Source organism: Geminocystis sp. NIES-3708, from assembly GCF_001548095.1.
GTDB lineage: Bacteria > Cyanobacteriota > Cyanobacteriia > Cyanobacteriales > Cyanobacteriaceae > Geminocystis.
This window is the reverse complement of record NZ_AP014815.1, coordinates 768418-786265: the sequence shown is the minus strand read 5'-3', so window position 1 is coordinate 786265 and position 17848 is coordinate 768418. Positions and strand designations below refer to the sequence as shown.

The 17848-nt window shown below is 32.9% G+C and carries 20 protein-coding genes and 1 tRNA gene; 9 read left to right on the top strand and 12 right to left on the bottom strand.

Annotated elements, in window-relative coordinates; genetic code table 11:
- Positions 1–168: 168 nt before the first annotated feature.
- Together rnc and dusA are read right to left on the bottom strand one after the other, a co-directional pair.
- Positions 169–885: a ribonuclease III gene (rnc, locus tag GM3708_RS03365; protein ID WP_066344115.1), complete on the bottom strand. Its 717-nt coding sequence runs from the start codon at positions 883–885 to the stop codon at positions 169–171.
- Positions 886–949: 64 nt separating this feature from the next.
- Positions 950–1924 (bottom strand): tRNA dihydrouridine(20/20a) synthase DusA, encoded by a 975-nt coding sequence (gene dusA / locus GM3708_RS03360; protein WP_066344114.1) that lies wholly within the window; start codon positions 1922–1924, stop codon positions 950–952.
- 323 nt (positions 1925–2247) lie between these two features.
- Between dusA and ebsA the strand changes: the two genes are divergently transcribed.
- Together ebsA and GM3708_RS03350 are read left to right on the top strand one after the other, a co-directional pair.
- A complete protein-coding gene (gene ebsA, locus GM3708_RS03355; RefSeq protein WP_066344112.1) occupies positions 2248–2625 on the top strand; it encodes a type IV pilus biogenesis protein EbsA in 378 nt (125 codons plus the stop codon).
- 80 nt (positions 2626–2705) lie between these two features.
- Positions 2706–2777: transfer RNA gene (locus GM3708_RS03350), tRNA-Arg, on the top strand.
- Positions 2778–2848: 71 nt separating this feature from the next.
- Here GM3708_RS03350 and GM3708_RS03345 read toward each other — a convergent pair.
- From GM3708_RS03345 to GM3708_RS03325, 5 genes are all read right to left on the bottom strand, one after another.
- On the bottom strand, positions 2849–3580 hold the full coding sequence (locus tag GM3708_RS03345; RefSeq protein ID WP_066344110.1) for a hypothetical protein: 732 nt from the start codon (positions 3578–3580) through the stop codon (positions 2849–2851).
- A gap of 128 nt (positions 3581–3708) precedes the next feature.
- On the bottom strand, positions 3709–5682 hold the full coding sequence (locus GM3708_RS03340) for a ribulose bisphosphate carboxylase small subunit (protein ID WP_066344109.1): 1974 nt from the start codon (positions 5680–5682) through the stop codon (positions 3709–3711).
- Between the two features lie 174 nt (positions 5683–5856).
- Positions 5857–6165 (bottom strand): EutN/CcmL family microcompartment protein, encoded by a 309-nt coding sequence (locus GM3708_RS03335; protein ID WP_066121412.1) that lies wholly within the window; start codon positions 6163–6165, stop codon positions 5857–5859.
- Between the two features lie 15 nt (positions 6166–6180).
- On the bottom strand, positions 6181–6519 hold the full coding sequence (locus GM3708_RS03330; RefSeq protein ID WP_066344108.1) for a carbon dioxide-concentrating mechanism protein CcmK: 339 nt from the start codon (positions 6517–6519) through the stop codon (positions 6181–6183).
- A gap of 104 nt (positions 6520–6623) precedes the next feature.
- Complete coding sequence (locus GM3708_RS03325) at positions 6624–6935, bottom strand: carbon dioxide-concentrating mechanism protein CcmK (RefSeq protein ID WP_017292630.1); 312 nt, start codon at positions 6933–6935, stop codon at positions 6624–6626.
- Positions 6936–7358: 423 nt separating this feature from the next.
- On the opposite strand from GM3708_RS03325, the gene galE reads away from it, so the two are divergent.
- Positions 7359–8333, top strand: a complete 975-nt coding sequence (gene galE, locus GM3708_RS03320) for a UDP-glucose 4-epimerase GalE (RefSeq protein WP_066344107.1) — start codon at positions 7359–7361, stop codon at positions 8331–8333.
- Between the two features lie 213 nt (positions 8334–8546).
- On the opposite strand, the gene ilvD is transcribed toward galE, so the two are convergent.
- On the bottom strand, positions 8547–10235 hold the full coding sequence (gene ilvD / locus GM3708_RS03315; protein WP_066344106.1) for a dihydroxy-acid dehydratase: 1689 nt from the start codon (positions 10233–10235) through the stop codon (positions 8547–8549).
- 151 nt (positions 10236–10386) lie between these two features.
- On the opposite strand from ilvD, the gene GM3708_RS03310 reads away from it, so the two are divergent.
- The 5 genes from GM3708_RS03310 to GM3708_RS03290 all read left to right on the top strand — a co-directional run bounded on the left by GM3708_RS03310 (position 10387) and on the right by GM3708_RS03290 (position 13837).
- A complete protein-coding gene (locus GM3708_RS03310) occupies positions 10387–10938 on the top strand; it encodes a hypothetical protein (protein ID WP_066344105.1) in 552 nt (183 codons plus the stop codon).
- Between the two features lie 54 nt (positions 10939–10992).
- Positions 10993–11304, top strand: coding sequence for a hypothetical protein (locus GM3708_RS03305; RefSeq protein ID WP_071827644.1), 312 nt, complete (start codon positions 10993–10995; stop codon positions 11302–11304).
- Between the two features lie 81 nt (positions 11305–11385).
- A complete protein-coding gene (locus GM3708_RS03300) occupies positions 11386–12453 on the top strand; it encodes an AI-2E family transporter (RefSeq protein WP_066344100.1) in 1068 nt (355 codons plus the stop codon).
- A gap of 27 nt (positions 12454–12480) precedes the next feature.
- Complete coding sequence (locus GM3708_RS03295; protein WP_066344099.1) at positions 12481–13260, top strand: photosystem II S4 domain protein; 780 nt, start codon at positions 12481–12483, stop codon at positions 13258–13260.
- 22 nt (positions 13261–13282) lie between these two features.
- On the top strand, positions 13283–13837 hold the full coding sequence (locus GM3708_RS03290; RefSeq protein ID WP_066349324.1) for a manganese efflux pump MntP family protein: 555 nt from the start codon (positions 13283–13285) through the stop codon (positions 13835–13837).
- A gap of 179 nt (positions 13838–14016) precedes the next feature.
- Here the strand turns inward: GM3708_RS03290 and GM3708_RS03285 are convergent, their stop codons facing one another.
- Positions 14017–15270: an aspartate aminotransferase family protein gene (locus GM3708_RS03285; RefSeq protein ID WP_231933048.1), complete on the bottom strand. Its 1254-nt coding sequence runs from the start codon at positions 15268–15270 to the stop codon at positions 14017–14019.
- 222 nt (positions 15271–15492) lie between these two features.
- Entirely contained in the window at positions 15493–16296 is an 804-nt protein-coding gene (locus GM3708_RS03280; RefSeq protein WP_066344095.1) for an EI24 domain-containing protein, read from the bottom strand.
- A gap of 228 nt (positions 16297–16524) precedes the next feature.
- Here GM3708_RS03280 and GM3708_RS03275 point away from each other — a divergent pair, with 228 nt between their 5' ends.
- Positions 16525–16881 carry a hypothetical protein gene (locus tag GM3708_RS03275; RefSeq protein WP_066344094.1) on the top strand — a complete coding sequence of 119 codons (357 nt, stop codon included), beginning with the start codon at positions 16525–16527 and terminating at the stop codon, positions 16879–16881.
- A 64-nt stretch (positions 16882–16945) separates the two neighbouring features.
- On the opposite strand, the gene GM3708_RS03270 is transcribed toward GM3708_RS03275, so the two are convergent.
- Positions 16946–17188: a DUF4327 family protein gene (locus tag GM3708_RS03270; protein WP_066344092.1), complete on the bottom strand. Its 243-nt coding sequence runs from the start codon at positions 17186–17188 to the stop codon at positions 16946–16948.
- Between the two features lie 73 nt (positions 17189–17261).
- On the bottom strand, positions 17262–17810 hold the full coding sequence (locus GM3708_RS03265) for a hypothetical protein (RefSeq protein WP_066344090.1): 549 nt from the start codon (positions 17808–17810) through the stop codon (positions 17262–17264).
- Positions 17811–17848 lie beyond the last annotated feature (38 nt).

The window sequence follows — 17848 nt, the reverse complement described above, 5'->3', positions numbered from 1 at the left end:
TTATATTTTTAGTAATGATAGCCTAACATAAAATTAGATATGCTATTGATAATTATCAATTCATCAACTAGAATACTAAAAAAAGTAGATTTTTGTTAAAGAAAAATTAAATAAAAAAATCAGGTAATTAATAATTATTAATAATTAATAAAAATTTTCTTTAATTAATTATTTATTAATTGACATAATAGAATTATATGCTTGTTGGGCTGCGGCTTGTTGGGATGCTTTTTTTGTTGCACCTTTTCCTTCACCTAATAATTTATCTTGTAACCAAACTTCAGCAATAAAACGTTCATTGTCATTATCTAAAATGTCATTATATTTAACTTTATAGATGGGTAAAAGTTTATATTTTCCTTGACTCCATTCTTGTAACGCATCTTTATAATTTTCTCTAGCAGGATCAGCGTTAACTTGAGCGGCTTTTTCTATTAAAATGGGATCAAGCCATGGTCGAATCAACGTCATATTCTTCGTACTTTCATATAATGCCCCTAATACAGCCTCAAAAGCATCTGCTAAACGAGATATTTTGCCTAACTTATCATTCCTAACGCTTGGTATCATCAAAAGATATAAATCAAAACCGTATTCTTCTGCTATTTCCCCCAAAAAGCGATCACTAACTATAATAGATCTTATAGCGGCAAAATCTCCCACTGGTAAATCAGAATAATTTTCTAATAATACTTCCGCTGATACTAAACGAATAACTGCATCTCCTACAAATTCTAAATGTTCATAATTATGAGTTAAAGAAATACTGGGATGAGTTAATGCTAAGTCTAATAATGACCAATTTACCGCTGCAAAATTTTTAACACCTAATTTTTCTAATAATTTTAATAATTCTCGTTTTCTTCTTTGATCTTGAATCGCCATATCAAGGATTAAGTAATAAGTAATAATGGGCAATTAATAATTAACAATAAGCAAAGGTGAATTCTTAATGATGAATTTCTAATTGCTTAAGTGCTTGACGAACAATATCAGAACCACCCTGAAATGTGTTACCATTTTCGGAAAGGTATCTTTTCCATTGTTTTGTACCGGGTTGTTTTGCAAAAATTTGCAAAGTATGGCGCATTATAGTATTTAATTTTAGTTTGTTGGATGTCCAAAAGTCAATATAAGGATAAAGAGATTGGATTATTTCTTCTCGACTTAAAATAGGATAATCTTTCTTATAAATTTCTTGGTCAATAGTGGCAAAAAGATAAGGATTATCATAAGCGGCTCTACCAATCATCACTCCATCTATAAACTTAAGATGATGTTTTGTCTGTTCAATAGTCGTTATGCCACCATTAATTTCGATGGCAAGGTGAGGAAAATCTTGCTTAAGTTGATAGACATCTTCATAACGCAAAGGGGGAATATTACGATTTTCTTTAGGACTTAAACCTTGTAACCATGCTTTTCTGGCGTGTATTATAAATCTTTGACAACCACTATCACTGATAATTTTGACAAAGTTTTTCATATCTTCATAACTATCCTGATGATCAATACCAATACGATGTTTAACAGTGACAGGAATTTTGACACTCTTTTGCATTTTTTCTAAACATTGGGTAACTATTGTTGGTTTTGCCATTAAACAAGCTCCAAAATTACCATTTTGCACTCTCGAACTTGGGCAACCTACATTAAAATTAATTTCGTTATACCCCCAATCTTCAACGATTTTGGCGCATTCTGCTAATTCTTGAGGGTTATCTCCTCCTAGTTGTAAACTAACTGGTTTTTCTTCTTCACTAAAATCTAATAATTTATGCCGATCGCCATGTATGATAGCCTGAGTAGTAATCATCTCAGTGTAAAGTAAAGTGTGTTTCGTCATTTTGCGCATCACATAACGAAAATGTCTATCAGTATAATCCATCATTGGTGCAATGCTAATAATAGGCAATTGAGTCATAGGTAATTAGTAATTAGTAATGAAAATAAAAGATGACAAATTTTCAATTGTTCCAGAATCACCTGAGTTCAATATCAAATTATCGGTGATCACTGACTCTCATTGACGGTGCTGACAGGGAGACAGTATTTGTTATGAATGAATAAAATTATCCCAAAAATGTACAAATATTGAGAATTTTTCTTCCATTCTACTTGTCCGCCTGTCTCGTCTTCACCATTTTTCTTCTGTCGAACTGAGGTAGAATCTCATTGAATTTAGAACAAATTAAGAGTTAAAATTGACAATATATGACTTAAATTGTGCCAAAACAGGGAAAAAAAATGTCTAGTATTGAAAAAATTCCAGCCGCCAGTAAAGCCGATACTCTCATGTATAACCCTTACTATGGAAAAGAGTTACATGAAACATTACCCTATGCTTTAAGTTTATATCAACAAGGATACCTTGAAGGAGAAAGAGTGATTGAAGGTCAAACAAATATTCCTTTTGTCGCTACTTGGTATGTCTCTCGATTACCTGACGAAAAAACTCGCTGTCGCATTCAGTTTCAAGGTAGTGCTGATTTAAGTTATGAAATTAATTTAGAAAATTCTGAATTTGTTGAATATCTTATTTTGTTGATTAAAAATTCTAAAAAAACTCGTCAAGTAGATTTTTCTCAAAAATTTTATCGCAAACTGTTACGTCTTGATGAATGACTTAATATCTCAGAATGTGGTCATATCTTGATGAATCATTTACACTGAAGAAAGAAATTAACAAAACTTAACTATTTATTGGGGCTGTAGTTCAATGGATAGAACAAGAACCTCCTAAGTTCTAAATAACGGTTCAACTCCGTTCAGTCCTGCTGTGTATTATTCTGATTACGATGAATTTTATAGCTACCTTATTTATTCTGCAAACTTTATTGATCGATGCTTAAATTTTATGTTTATCAGGAAAAAGGGTGAATAATAATTTATTAATATAAACTTTACCTACTACAGTATTCCCTTGGGGAGAATTTTCTTCTTGTACATTATCATTATTCAAAATTTGTGCTTCGGCTTCTTGGTTTTCTGTTACAGTTGAAGGGGTAGATTTTTTGTTAGTATCGGTATTATTTTTTTCTGGCTCTTCTAGGATTTCTTCAATTTCCGTCTCAGATAAATTTTGATTATCTTTTTCGGCTACAAAAGATTGATCTTGCTCTAAATTATTTCCAAAACCGTTTTTAATGCCGTCAATAATGCTTTGAGTAGGAGAATTGATTGTATCAGGTGTGAAATTAATTACTTCTTTTTTTTGTAAACTCACTTGACGGGAGCGATCGCCAATTATTGAACCCGCCGGAATGACGCTCATCGCCTCAATATTTTCATTATAAACTGTCACTGAAGCTCCTAAAGACACTTGAGAACCAATGGTACAATTACCTAAAATTAAACTACCTGAACCTAGAATTGTATTTTCTTGAATTTCAATATCTCCTTGATAGGCTGTAATAATTGTACCCATTCCGACACAAACTCCTTGACGAATCACAATCTTGTTACCACTAGTAGCACTTAAAATTACGCCACTAGCAATAACAACACTTTGATCAATAGTGACATCGCCTCTTATTTGGGTTGTATCAATAGTACTAGGTTGAAGAATGGGTAGTGACATTTAATTCCATAAACAATGAACAATGAAAAATAAGCGATTAAACAGGCAAAAGGTAATAAGCAAAAGATTTGTTTTGTCCGACTTCTTTTGTTTACCTATCCACCTGTTCAACTGTCTTTGATAAAATATTACGGTCTTTGAATGATGGTTTCTAAAACACGACGTTTAGCTTTGGTATCAATGCCGATTAAACGGACATATTCACCGCTATGATCTTTCACACAAGCCTCTAAAGCCGAAATTACCTGACTTTCGTTGTTAGCCTCGATAGGAGAACAACTTTGCCAAGATTTGCTTTTAAAACGACGTACATCAGCGTGTTCAGTACCAATACGATACCCTTGAGATAAGAGAGAACGCACTTGAGCTAAAGTGTTAGCATCGAGAGAACTACTACCATTTTGAGTCTGGGTATAGGCACTTGCACCATTACCGTTGCTACCTTTACTGGTTACAGGTTGAGCTTGATTAGTTTGCCCTGGACGTTGAATAATCATTTCTAATACTCGACGTTTTGCTTGAGTATCAATACCGATTAAACGAACATATTCTCCAGTATGATCTTGTACACAAGCCTCTAAAGCGGAGATAACTTGACTTTCTGTTGTGCCTTGAATGGGGGAACAACTTTGCCAAGATTTACTTTTGAAACGGCGAATATCAGCGTGTTCAGTACTTATTTGATACCCTTGAGATAATAAAGAACGAACTTGGGCGATGGCTTCAGCACTCAAAGTACTATTACCAAAACTTGCACCGTTACCATTATTTCTAGGAGTTTTATAAGTAGAACTTGCACCGTTACCATTGCTGGATATAGTAGCAGTTTCTCCCGGACGTTGAATAATCACTTGAGATACACGACGTTTGGCTTGAGGATCAACTCCCACAAGTTGGACATAGTTTCCACTCAACTCTGTTAAATAACCTTGAATAATGTTAATAGCTTCGTTAACAGATCTGGTATTAACACTAGGGGCCGTTAACCAAGACTTGGTTTTAAAACGACGAGTATCAGCATATTCCACACCGATATTATAACCACCTTGAATTAATGATTTAATTTCGCTGGCTAAGTCACCATTGCCTTTACTCAGAGGTGCATGACCATTACCATTACTGTTTACTTTAGCCGTGTTACCATTACTAGCTTGTACTGGTGCAGGAACATCTCCTGGACGTTGAATAATGGTTTCAGCAATTCTACGTTTAGCCTGAGGATCAACCCCAATTAAACGTACATATTCCCCTTTATGTTCATTTAGTATATTGCCTAATTCTGCTAAAATTCCGCTTTCATTAGTCGCATTTAAAGAAGCACTTAACCAAGATTTGCTTTTAAAACGACGGGTGTTAGCATGTTCCACTCCAATAGTAGAACCCTGTCTTAACAGAGACTTGACTTGATTGATAATATCTGTATTTAAACTCATATTAGTTACTGGTTGAGAACCATTAGTTTTATTATGGGTTGAGGTTTTGACTTCCCCGTTATTACTTTGTTTAATAGGATTAATACAAGCATGATTATCAGCACAATGATAACCGGCGGCTAATGCTTCATTAATATGGACTACATGGGCAGCAAATTCCTTATCTTCTGGTTGCACATCAGGAAGGCGATCAGCTTGTTGTTGATTAGTAATCACTGAACCAGAAGGCACATATTTCCCCGCAGGTATTTCTACATCCTGAATCAGAACGTGCATCATTACGATACAACCATCCCCAACTCTGGCATTAAATACCGTTGAGCGAAAACCGATAAAACAGTGATTACCCACATAAGCAGGACCATGAATTAAGGCCAAGTGGGTAATACAAGAATCCTCACCAATCCAAACGGAATAGTCTTGACCATCATCACCTTGAACTCTACCTTGCTCTAGTCCATGAATTACAACTCCATCCTGAATATTGCTACCATCACCAATGTGAAAAGGAGTACCTTCATCCGCACGAATGGAAGTACCGGGGGCAATTAACACATTTGCTCCGACTTTCACATCTCCAATCAAATTAGAGAAAGAATGAATATAAGCACTATTATCTACTTTTGGTTCCGCTAAATTTTTTGACCAAGGAGTAGGAGGAGCTGCCATTGTCGGGACGCTCACTATAAACCTCCACAATAATTATCTTATTTAATCTTTTAAGGACATTGATTAGGATGCTAAGAATATCGATTAAAGATAAGACTTTTATCCTAAGTTGTCCTCACAGATTGATTTTCTACTATTTGTTACAGATTAAAATAAAAATACTAAATAGAGTATTTAATACATTCTTTCTGCATCTTTTTTGCTATAAAGCAGATCTGATGTAGTTGTTACTGTATCTATAATGCCCACCACCATTGCGTCCACAGGACGTTCTTCATGACCGGTTTCTTTACGGGCTGCACTGCCACGAGTGACAAGTACCCATTCATTGATACCAGCCCCTACGGTGTCTCCAGCTACTTCATAATTCGGTAACACATTACCATCAGCATCCAAAAACTGCACTAATAATAATTTGACGCCCGTTAAAGTCCGTGATTTATGAGTACTAACTACAGTACCGCAGACTTTGGCAATTTGCATTATTTTAATTCCTGATTAAGATCTGCTCAAAGGACGAGGATTGATACTTTCTCTGAATTGTTCTACTTCTTCGGTATAACGAATGGGCAATACATATTCGAGGTTTTCGTGAGGACGAGCGATGATGTGGTGGGATAAAACTTGACCACCTTTTACTCGTTTAACATTCTCAATACCAGCGGCTACGGATGCTTGTACTTCAGATACGTCTCCACGAACGATGACAGTTACACGACCACTACCGATTTTTTCGTAACCTACAAGAGTTACACGAGCGGCTTTAACCATGGCATCGGCTGCTTCTACTACGGCGGGAAACCCTAATGTTTCTACCATTCCTACTGCAATTGACATATTTTTTTTTGATATTTTATGTTAGAAACTTATAAATCAATAACTGAGAAATTTTGTTCTCTGATTTTGATTGAAGATGGAATCAACTATCAGTTAATTAATTACTAATAGCTACGGAATTGTTCTACTTCTTCGGTGTAACGAATAGGCAATACATATTCAAGGTTTTCGTGAGGACGAGCAATAATGTGAGTTGAAAGAACTTCTCCTCCACTGACTCTGTTAGCTGATTCAATACCAGCAGATATTGACGCTTGTACTTCAGATACATCACCACGAATAATAACGGTTACACGACCGCTACCAATTTTTTCGTAACCTACAAGAGTTACACGAGCGGCTTTAACCATAGCATCGGCTGCTTCTACTACGGCGGGAAACCCTAAGGTTTCAATCATTCCTACTGCAATTGACATTTTGTTTTTTCCTTGATACACTAAACCTACTTAAAATTGAACCTTAAGCCACAATTAAAAAGTTTTTATCTACTCAAAATATAAACAGACCAACGAATATATAAAATTTAGTTGGTTTATAAATAATTAAGTATTTTTACTTGATTTATTTGCTAGTTGACTTTGATTCAAGATATTTTTTAATCTATCTAAAATAAGCATAGACAAGCATGGTACGTTTGACAAGATAAATCATCATGATATTTATTAATCTATTCCTTAACCATTCTTAATAAGTAGATTTAAAGTTGTTTTTTACAAAAGATAAATAGATAAAAATCAATGATTTCTTGATTATCAATTCTAAAATATCAATTGTTAATTTCAATCCATAATTTAATATAATTAGCAAGTTTTATTTACAAAATTTTAAAATATTTGATTATGACTATTTTAGTTACTGGTGGTGCTGGTTATATTGGTTCTCATACTGTTAAACTCTTAAAAAGTAAGGGTTATGATCTCCTTGTTTTTGATAATTTGGTTTATGGTCATCAGTATATTATTGATAAATTGGATGTAAATTTTATTTATGGTGATTTGAGCGATCGCCCATTACTAGATAAGATTTTTCAAGAGTATAAGATTGAAGCTGTGATTCATTTTGCCGCTTATGCTTATGTAGGTGAGTCCATGGAAAATCCAGCTAAATATTACCGAAATAATGTTGTTTCTACTCTCAATTTATTAGAAGCGATGGAATCAGCAGGGGTAAAAAATATTGTCTTTTCTTCCACCTGTGCAACTTATGGCATTCCAGAAGAAATTCCTATCACCGAAAGTCATCCTCAAAATCCCATCAATACCTATGGTTATACTAAATTAGTAGTAGAAAAAATGTTAGCTGATTTTCAACGAGCTTATGATTGGGAATATGTAGCTTTCCGTTATTTTAATGCCGCTGGTGCTTCCGTGGATGGTTTAATTGGAGAAGATCATAATCCTGAACCTCATTTAATTCCTTTAGTATTATATACAGCTTTAGGAAAAAGGGATTCTGTCTCTATTTTAGGGGAAGATTATCCAACCCCTGATGGCACTTGTATTCGTGATTACATCCATGTGGAAGACTTAGCTCAAGCTCATTTATTGGGAGTAGAATATCTTTTAAAAGGTGGTAAGAGTGATGTTTTCAACCTCGGCAATGGGAACGGTTTTTCCGTGAAAGAAGTCATTGAAGCCGCAAAAAAGGTTACTCAAAAAGATTTCACTGTTAAAATTGGCGATCGTAGAGCAGGAGATCCACCAATGTTAGTGGGTAGTGCGGAAAAAGCACGTAAAATTTTGGGTTGGAATCCTCAATATGCAGATATTGAAACAATTATTCGTCATGCTTGGCAGTGGCACAAATTAACCTGAATTCACCTCAGTTTGAAAGAAGAAAAATGATGAAGACAAGGCAGGTGGATAAATACAATGGTGGATAAGTAGAAAAATTATCAATATTTATGTCTGTTTAAAATAAATTTTATTGATTCACAAAAAATGTAATTTTTCTGTCTCCTAGTCCCCTCGTATCATCCTCGCCAACAAATTTATATTAAACTTAGGTGAATTCAGATAAAAATGTACTTAGTTAAATAGTTTTAAATCCGTTACCGCACCTAAACTACTAGAAGAGACTAGCTTAGCATATTTACCTAAAACTCCCCGACGATAACGAGGCTGAGGTTGTTGCCATTGTTGACGGCGTTGAGCTAATTCTTCATCTGAAATATTAATTTGTAAGAGTTTTTCGTGGGCATCGATGGTTATACTGTCGCCTTCTTTGACTAAAGCAATATTTCCTCCTACGGCTGCTTCTGGTGCAACATGACCAACAACTAAGCCATATGTACCACCTGAAAAACGTCCATCGGTGATTAAGCCAACTTTATCCCCTAAACCAGCACCAATAATCGCTGAGGTGGGAGCCAACATTTCACGCATACCCGGACCTCCCACAGGACCTTCATAACGTACAATAACAACATCTCCTCCTTGAATTTTACCTGCTAAAATAGCATCTAAACATTCTTCCTCAGATTCAAAAACCCTTGCAGGACCAGTTATTTTAGGATTTTTAACTCCGCTAATTTTTGCAACTGAGCCTTCAAGGGCTAGGTTACCTTTAAGAATAGCTAAATGTCCTTCCCTATATAAAGGATTATCCCATTGACGAATTACATCTTGATTAACTGGGGGATTTTCAGGTATATTAGCTAATACTTCACCTATAGTTTGTCCAGAAATAGTTAACGCATCACCATGTAATAAGCCGTTAACAAGCAACATTTTCATCACTTGAGGAATCCCCCCTGCTTTATGTAAATCAACCGTTACATAACGTCCAGAAGGCTTTAAATCGCATATGACAGGAACTCTTTGACGGATGTTTTCAAAATCATCTAAAGTTAATTCTACCCCCATAGTGTTGGAGATCGCTAATAAGTGCAATACTGAATTAGTTGAGCCACCGACAGCCATAATAACGGCGATGGCATTTTCAAAGGCTTTGCGAGTAAGAATATGACTAGGTAAAATTTGTTTACGAATAGCCTCTACTAAAACTTCAGCAGATTTTGCAGTACTTTCTGCTTTTTCGGCATCTTCTGCCGCCATTGTTGAAGAGTAAGGCAGACTCATACCCATAGCTTCAAAAGCTGATGACATAGTATTTGCTGTAAACATCCCGCCACATGAACCTGCACCCGGACAGGCTTTTTTTTCGATAGCTGTTAATTCTGCTTCGTCTATTTTCCCCGCACTATACTGTCCTACAGCTTCAAAGGAGCTTACTACTGTTAAATCTTTACCGTTATGATGACCTGGTTTAATTGTACCACCATAAACAAAAATACCGGGTATATTCATTCTAGCAATAGCAATCATCGCACCGGGCATATTTTTGTCACAACCACCAATAGCGATGACACCATCCATACTTTGACCAGTACAAGCGGTCTCTATAGAATCAGCGATGACATCTCTGGAGACTAAAGAGTATTTCATCCCTTCTGTCCCCATAGAAATACCGTCACTTATGGTAATAGTACCAAACATTTGAGGCATTGCTCCAGCTTCTTTGAGGCTAGTTTGTGCTTTTAATGCTAATTCATTTAATCCCATGTTACAAGGGGTTATAGTGCTATAACCATTAGCAACGCCAACTATTGGTTTCGTGAAATCATCATCACCAAAACCGACGGCTCTAAGCATGGCACGGTTAGGTGATCTTTGTACTCCGTAGGTGATAGCTTTACTTTTTAAATTTTCTGTCATGTGATTTACAATACTAAAATTATTTCTATTTTCTCATGATCTGCTATGAACTTATCAACTAACATGAATAAATGTAATAGTTTGATTTTGTAATAAAAATTAGATCTATAATTTTTGATGAAAGTTTATTAACTAATTTTGAAAGAAAAACGTGAAAAAATATAGCTTAATCAATCTAATTATCAGCAGTTTGATTACCAGTCAAATTGTTATCGTCGCTAATGCTGTTAAAGCAGAGCCTATTAATAGCTTAAAACCTATTTTAACGGCTCAGAAAACCCAAGAATTAACTGAAGAATTAATAACGACAGTGATGACATCTATAGAAAATGCTGAAAAAGAAGAAAATTTGGCACAAATTCTTAACTTTTTATGCCCTTATATTATTTCTTCCATTACTGTAGAGTCCGAGGAAACTACAACAACAAAAGTAATTGAAGGAAAACAAAGTCATGAAAATTTTTTAAAAAACAATTTTAATAGAATTAAACAAAGAGAATACATTAATTCTTATCGTACAACTAAAATTGCTGAAGATGGACAAATGGCAACGGTAACTAGAATTAGAGCAACTAATATAATTTCAGAAAATGGGGAAAAATATCTATCTGTTAGCACTGATAAAATTCATTTTGCACTAATAGATAATGAACCAAAAATTATCAATTTAGAAGTTAAAGGTTGGCTAGAAGAACGTCCTTAATTTTAATTGAAAATTTAACATTTTAATTCTTTTATGAAAAACTTAAATAAATCGATGAAATCAACAACTATAACTTTGACTGTTATTGCAACAACTTTAACGACTATAGTTACAACTTCTGTAAAACCTGCTCAAGCCAGTTTCGGTGATTTTATGTTAGGAGTAGGTGCAGGAGTGGGAACAAGTGCTATTATTCGTAATAATCAACGGGCAAGAGAAGAAAGATACCGCCCAGTAAGCCCAGATCAAGAATTTTTCCGAGGTCGTCAAGATGGTATTAATGGTTTAAGATACGATAATCCTCGTAATTCTATTGACTATGATCGTGGATTTCAAGAGGGTTTAAGAATTAGACAAGGTAGATAAAGTTATATTTTTTGTTAATTATATATTAATTTGTTGATTAAAAAAGTAATAAGTAATAAGCAATAATTTATAGGTTGATTTATGTTAGAAAAACTATCAAAAATTCCTCGCTGGTTACGTTTAAGTTTAATTTTTCCTTTACTTTGTTTTAATGGATTTTTATTAACTTTATTAATTAACTATCTCGAACCTTTAATCAGTTTTTTAATTATTGCTAGTATTATCGCTTTTTTATTAGAACTATTAATTGAGTTGTTAACCAAAAAAGGTTTAAAAAGACCTTTAGCAATTACTCTAGTTTTGTTATCAGCGTTAATTATTTTAATTATTACTAGCTTTATTTTAATCCCAATCCTGATTCAACAATTGGATGAACTTCTAATTAATGTACCAAAATGGATTGATCAAGCTAATCAATATATCTCCAGTAATATTTCAATTTTTGATAAATTTTCTATTAATATTGACTCTATTTTTGAACAGATAAATAGTAAAATTTCTACTATTATTAAAACTATTGGTACTCAAACTTTTAGCATTTTATTTACTACTATTAATAGTGTTTTTAATGTTTTATTTATTCTCATCTTAACCATCTTTTTATTAATCGGTGGTGAAAAATTTTGGCAAGGAATTTTTAGCTGGTTTCCTCAGCCTTGGGATGACAAAATACCTAATTATTTAAGTGATACATTTAAAGACTATTTTTTCAGTCGTTTAATTTTAGTTGGATTTGCAAGTATTGCTAGAGGGATTATTTTTGTTATATTAGGAGTACCTTCAGCAATTTTATTCGCTTTCGGCATTGGCATTGCTAGTTTAGTACCTTTTATTGGGGGAATAGTTACTCTTTTAGTTACCTTATTATTAATTTTTAAAAGTGGTCAATTAGCATTGTTATTTTTTATTTTTGCTACTATTATTGATCAAATCACTGATAATGTTGTCGCTCCTCGTTTTATGGGAGAATTAATTGGCTTGAATCCTATTTGGTTAATTATTTCTCTATTTATTGGTGCAAAATTAGGTGGCTTATTAGGGATATTTTTGGCTGTACCTTTAGCCAGTGTTATTAAAAAAATTATTGATGATTTTCGACCACTAATAGACTCTTCTCGTGGTATTATTTCTGAAAATAAAGATTCATAATTATTCATTATTAATTGTAAATATGTTATGTTACCTAGAGAAGAATTATTAAAAAAAGTAGAAAATAAAGAAGAAATTGCTCGCATAATTGATAAAGCACAACAGGCAATTAAAACATGGGAATTAGTCGTGAGTGATTTTCTTTCTCCCCCAGTGTTAACAGAAATTAATCAAATTTTTTCTCAATTAACAGAAGTAAAAATTATTCCATGGGGAGGTTATCCTCAAGCCGAAAGACAACGAGTCGGTATCCATCGAGAAGAAGTCTTTGCCGATGAAAGTCAAATTCCTGTTGCTGCTTTAGATATAGCAGGAAATTTTTTATTCGATACCGCAACTCATCGAGACTTTTTAGGCTCAATTTTAGGCACTGGAATTGTTCGAGAAAAAATTGGTGATATTATTGTCTTAGGAGAAAGAGGAGCACAAGTTATTGTGGTAGAAGAAATGGTAAATTTTCTTGAAACTTCTTTAGTTCAAGTGCGTTCTGTTCCCGTCAAAACTACTCGTATTGAGTTATCTGATTTAAAAATTCGCCCTCCAAAAATAAAAGGAATGACTACTGTAGAAGCTTCTTTACGTTTAGATGCGGTAGCTTCTTTTGGTTTTGGTTTATCTCGTAGTAAAATGGCAGAGGCAATTAGTAACGGGGATGTGAGAATTAATTGGAAGGAAATTACACAACCTAGTTATAATATTAAACAAGGTGATTTAGTTTCTTTCCGAGGTAAAGGTAGATTAGAAATTGGCGAAATTCAAGTTACCAAAAAAGAGCGTTATCGCATTAGTTTAACAAAATTTGTCTGAACAAAAAACTATTAAAATTTTTATGAATTTAATTACTATTTTTTTAACATCCGTGGGTTTAGCAATGGATGCTTTTGCCGTGTCTATTGGCGGTGGAATTAGTATCAAAAAACTTACTTTAAAAGATTATTTTATTATTGCTACTTTTTTTGGTGGATTTCAATTTATAATGCCAATATTAGGATGGGTTGGTGGGTTATTTTTTAGGGAATTTATTATTAGTTTTGATCATTGGATTGCCTTCGGTTTATTATCTCTTATTGGTGGAAAAATGCTAATGGAATCTTTTCAAGAAGAGGAGGAAGAAGAGGGGACAGATTTTCGTAATTTATACGTTTTATTAACTTTAGCAATTGCTACAAGTATTGATGCTTTAGCAGTAGGTTTAACTTTTTCAGTTATCAAAACTCCTATTGTGGAAGCTTCTACTATTATTGGCATTATTACTTTTTTTATCTGTTTTTTCGGCGTATTTATTGGCAATAAATTTGGACATCTTTTTGAAAAACAAGCGGAAATGATGGGAGGAATTATTTTAATAGGAATCGGAGTTAAAATTTTAATTGAACATCTTTAAAGTCTTACTTCAACCTTCAACATAAAATTTTCGATGAAGGTAGAGACAGGAGTCAGAAGATAATAATAACAATTTTCTCCTTTGTACATCGTGTCTCACTAACATCGGCTTGTAAAAAAAACCAATCCATTTAAAGAACTTTCTAGTTATTAAGCAACCCTTAATATTTGTATTACTAATTACTCAAAAAATGCAATAGCATTGTCTAAAATATCAATTGCTTGATCAATTTCTGTAGCAGAAACAATCAAAGGCGGTACAAATCTTAACACTTTTGGTCCAGCTGGTGCTAATAATAAACCTTTTTCCATAGCTTTTTTGACTATATCAAGAGAGGTTAAATCAATGTCAGCTTTAATTTCCATACCATTGATTAAACCCCAACCCCGTACTTCAGTAAATAACTGAGGATACTTTGCCGTAATACTTCTGAGTCTTGCTCGTAATTGTTCTCCTCTAGCTTGAACATTTTGTATGATATTTTCTTTTTCTATAGTTTGCAATACAGCTAAAGAAACTCCACAAGCAAAAGGATTTCCTCCAAAAGTACTAGCATGATTTCCGGGTTCAAACACATCACATTTAGCTTTACACATCATCGCACCAATGGGAATTCCACCTGCTAAACCCTTAGCACTGGTAAAAATATCGGGCTCAATTCCTAGGTTTTCATAACCCCACATTTTACCAGTTCTACCAACTCCTGTTTGTACTTCATCAAACACTAATAAAATACCTGTCTCATCACAAATTTTTCTTAACCGCAAAAAGTAGTCTAAATCCCCTGGGCGCACTCCCCCTTCTCCTTGTAACGGTTCTATCATTATAGCGGCTACACGGCGATCGCCTTCATCAATATTGGTAATAGCCTCTTCAATAGCAATAATATCATTATAAGGAACATACTCGAATCCCGGAACTAAGGGTTGAAAATGTTTTTGGTATTTTGGTTGTCCTGTAGCAGTTACAGTAGCTAGAGTTCGTCCATGAAAGCTAGATTTAGCCGTAAGAATAACGGGTTGCTCTAAAAATTCTAAAACAGTATGAGCATATTTGCGCACTAATTTAATCGCCGCTTCATTTGCTTCTGCACCAGAATTGCAGAAAAAAACTTTGTCAGCACAGGAATGATCAACAATCCATTTTGCTAACTCTCCTTGTTCAGGAATATAATACAAATTAGATATATGATGTAGCTTTTGTATCTGTTTAGTAACGGCTTCAATCATAGCAGGGTGAGCGTGTCCGAGAGTACAAGTAGCAATACCAGCTACAAAATCAAGATATTCTTTTCCATTATTATCCCAAAGTCGGCAACCTGAACCTTTCTCGATGGTGACAGGAAAACGTCCATAGGTATTCATTACATAAGTATTGAAAGTATCTTGATTAAAATCATTATTAGTGTTAGGTTCAAGTGTTGCTATAGTCACAAATTTACTCCTGATTTTAGATCTTAAGGATATGATAAATTCCTTTTGATTGACAATTTTATTTATTATTCTGTCATATTCAATCCTCAGAGATTATTAATATAAGGAAATGAAGACAAATGAGGAGGAAGAGTTATGAGAATTTTCCTTTGATAATTTTGAGGATAAGGTAAAGTTTAAATGGGATGAGTATTATTTACCTCTAATATAATTTTCTGATTTTTAATTATTTCGGGTTTGATCACAAACTAATAAAGTACCCCCTGAAACGCAAATGGGAATGATAATTAAGTTCAGTAAAGGTACGCTAATTAAAATTAAACAGATTAAACCAAAACCAGCAGTAGTAGGAAATCCTTGTCTTACAAAATTTAGTTTTTGTCGAAAGTGTAAACGTTTTCTTTCTAAAATTGCATCAAAAAAATCTAAACAAATAATAGTTATGGTTAATGTTATACCACCTATTAAAGAAATTATATTTCCAATGCTAGGAATAAAGTTAAGTAAAAATAATGGTAAACTTATTATAATAATTAACACTATCTTTTTTAGTTCAAATAAAATTGCTCTGAATATATCGTAAAAAATATTTATTTCTATTATTTCTAACTTTCCTGTATTTAAAATTTCTAATTGTTCTGATAATTTGCCATACCAAGGTGAACCTAAAATTGACCCAAATTGAGTAATAATAAAGCCGATTATAAATAACAATAGAATAAATAAACTTATCTTTAATAATAAGCTAACAAAAACTATTATATAAATTAATAAATTAGACCATTCTGGTAATTTATCAATTACTTTATCTATCCAAATAATAATATCATTTGTCACAGAATCAAATAATTTTAAGCTAGGTTTTAAGAGTAAAATATATGTAGTAATTCCTACGGCGAAATTGATAATAATAGGAATTATTAAATATTTCCATAATTTTTTATTGACCGCTAAAAATTTTACTGCTAAAAAAGGATAACTGATACCTGAAAAAAAACCAAATCCCGTTAGAATCTGTCTAGTCATAAATTGCAATAAGTTTTTAAGAATGAATTAAATACTTTAGTAAAATAAATTCTATTTTTTACGATTAAACTTTTCGATAATGTGGATCAAGTATCAAACAATAAACAAATAACTAATTTTCTCAATTTATTTATTGTGTGGTTATCACTAATCATTAATCAAATTTCATAAAAGTTAGATTATAGTAAAGTCAAATATCTTTTTTCAAGATGGAGTGTATTAATCACAATGGAAAGCAATACTATATTTAATCTCATTCAACAAAGTTTTAGGACTGTTATTGGTGCTACAGCTACGATAGTGGAGACTTTACAAGATAATCAAAAACGTAGTCAGGTATTATCTGATTTGAATGCCCAGTGGCAAGAAAAATCTCAAGAATGGGTGCAAAAAGGTACTATAACAGAACAAGAAGCTAGACAAATTATTGAAGAATTTTTTAAAGGTTATACCAGCAAAAATAGTAATTTTTATGAAGATGTAGAAGTTAAGTCTGTAGATAACCAAAGTAATGGTATCCAAGAACTTACCAGAGAAATTATCGCTTTAAGAGAAGAATTACAAAAACTTAACTTATCGTCATAAACAATTAATTAGTTTGTATGAAATATTAGGGGCAAAGTTTTCCCCTATTTTTCTTGTGCTACAGCTAATCATTATCCCAATTTTCAGCTCCCAATAAATCACCGATGCGATCGCGCAATAAAAAATCTTTTTCTTCCAATTGTTTTTCTACGGATAACCATTCTCTAGGAGGAATGTAATTAGCTAAACTATAAATTGGTTGATGACGGCTAATAGTACCCCTTTCTAAAAGAGCTCTAATTTCGTCACGAATAAAATCAAGGGTATAACCGTAAGAATAAGTGGGCGGTAAAGTGTAAGTAGTCATAAGTAATCAATCATCAATAAAATTGCTTTAAACGAAAAAAATAAATCTTTCAGTTAAATTCTATACCGTTTCTTTAAGAAGTCGCAACAAATTCTTGACAAATACTCTCTAATAGTATCCCTCGACACTGAAGACAGGTTAAATCTTTAAGTAAACATTTAAGATTGTCCTTGGTAAGACTATAACTAGCACCGATAAAATTATCATTGAGATTAGTTTCATTTTTTATTTGTGCATAAAACCCCCATAATTTTTGATTATTAAAAGCACTATTAATTTCCCATCCTTGATGATTAAGTAAGATTAAATATTGTAGATCCTTTTCCTCTATATTTAATTCTTTTTTTAAGATAAATAAAGCATTATTTTCTAAACTTTTGTGAGAATCAACTCTACCTCCAGCAAAGTCTAAACTAACTTTAGATATACCTACACGATAATTTAATTTAGGAAATATTAATTGATTTTTATATTGAGTAATAATAATTAAAGAATCGAGTTTTTCTACTCGCCAATAATCTAAGATTTTACCTTGATTATCTTTAATTTTTTCTCCTATTAAAGTTACCCATGGAGATTTTATTTCTACTATTTTATTAATAACTTGCCATTGATTATTCATCGTTTTATTTTTTATGATCTTTTTTTTTACTCCTTATC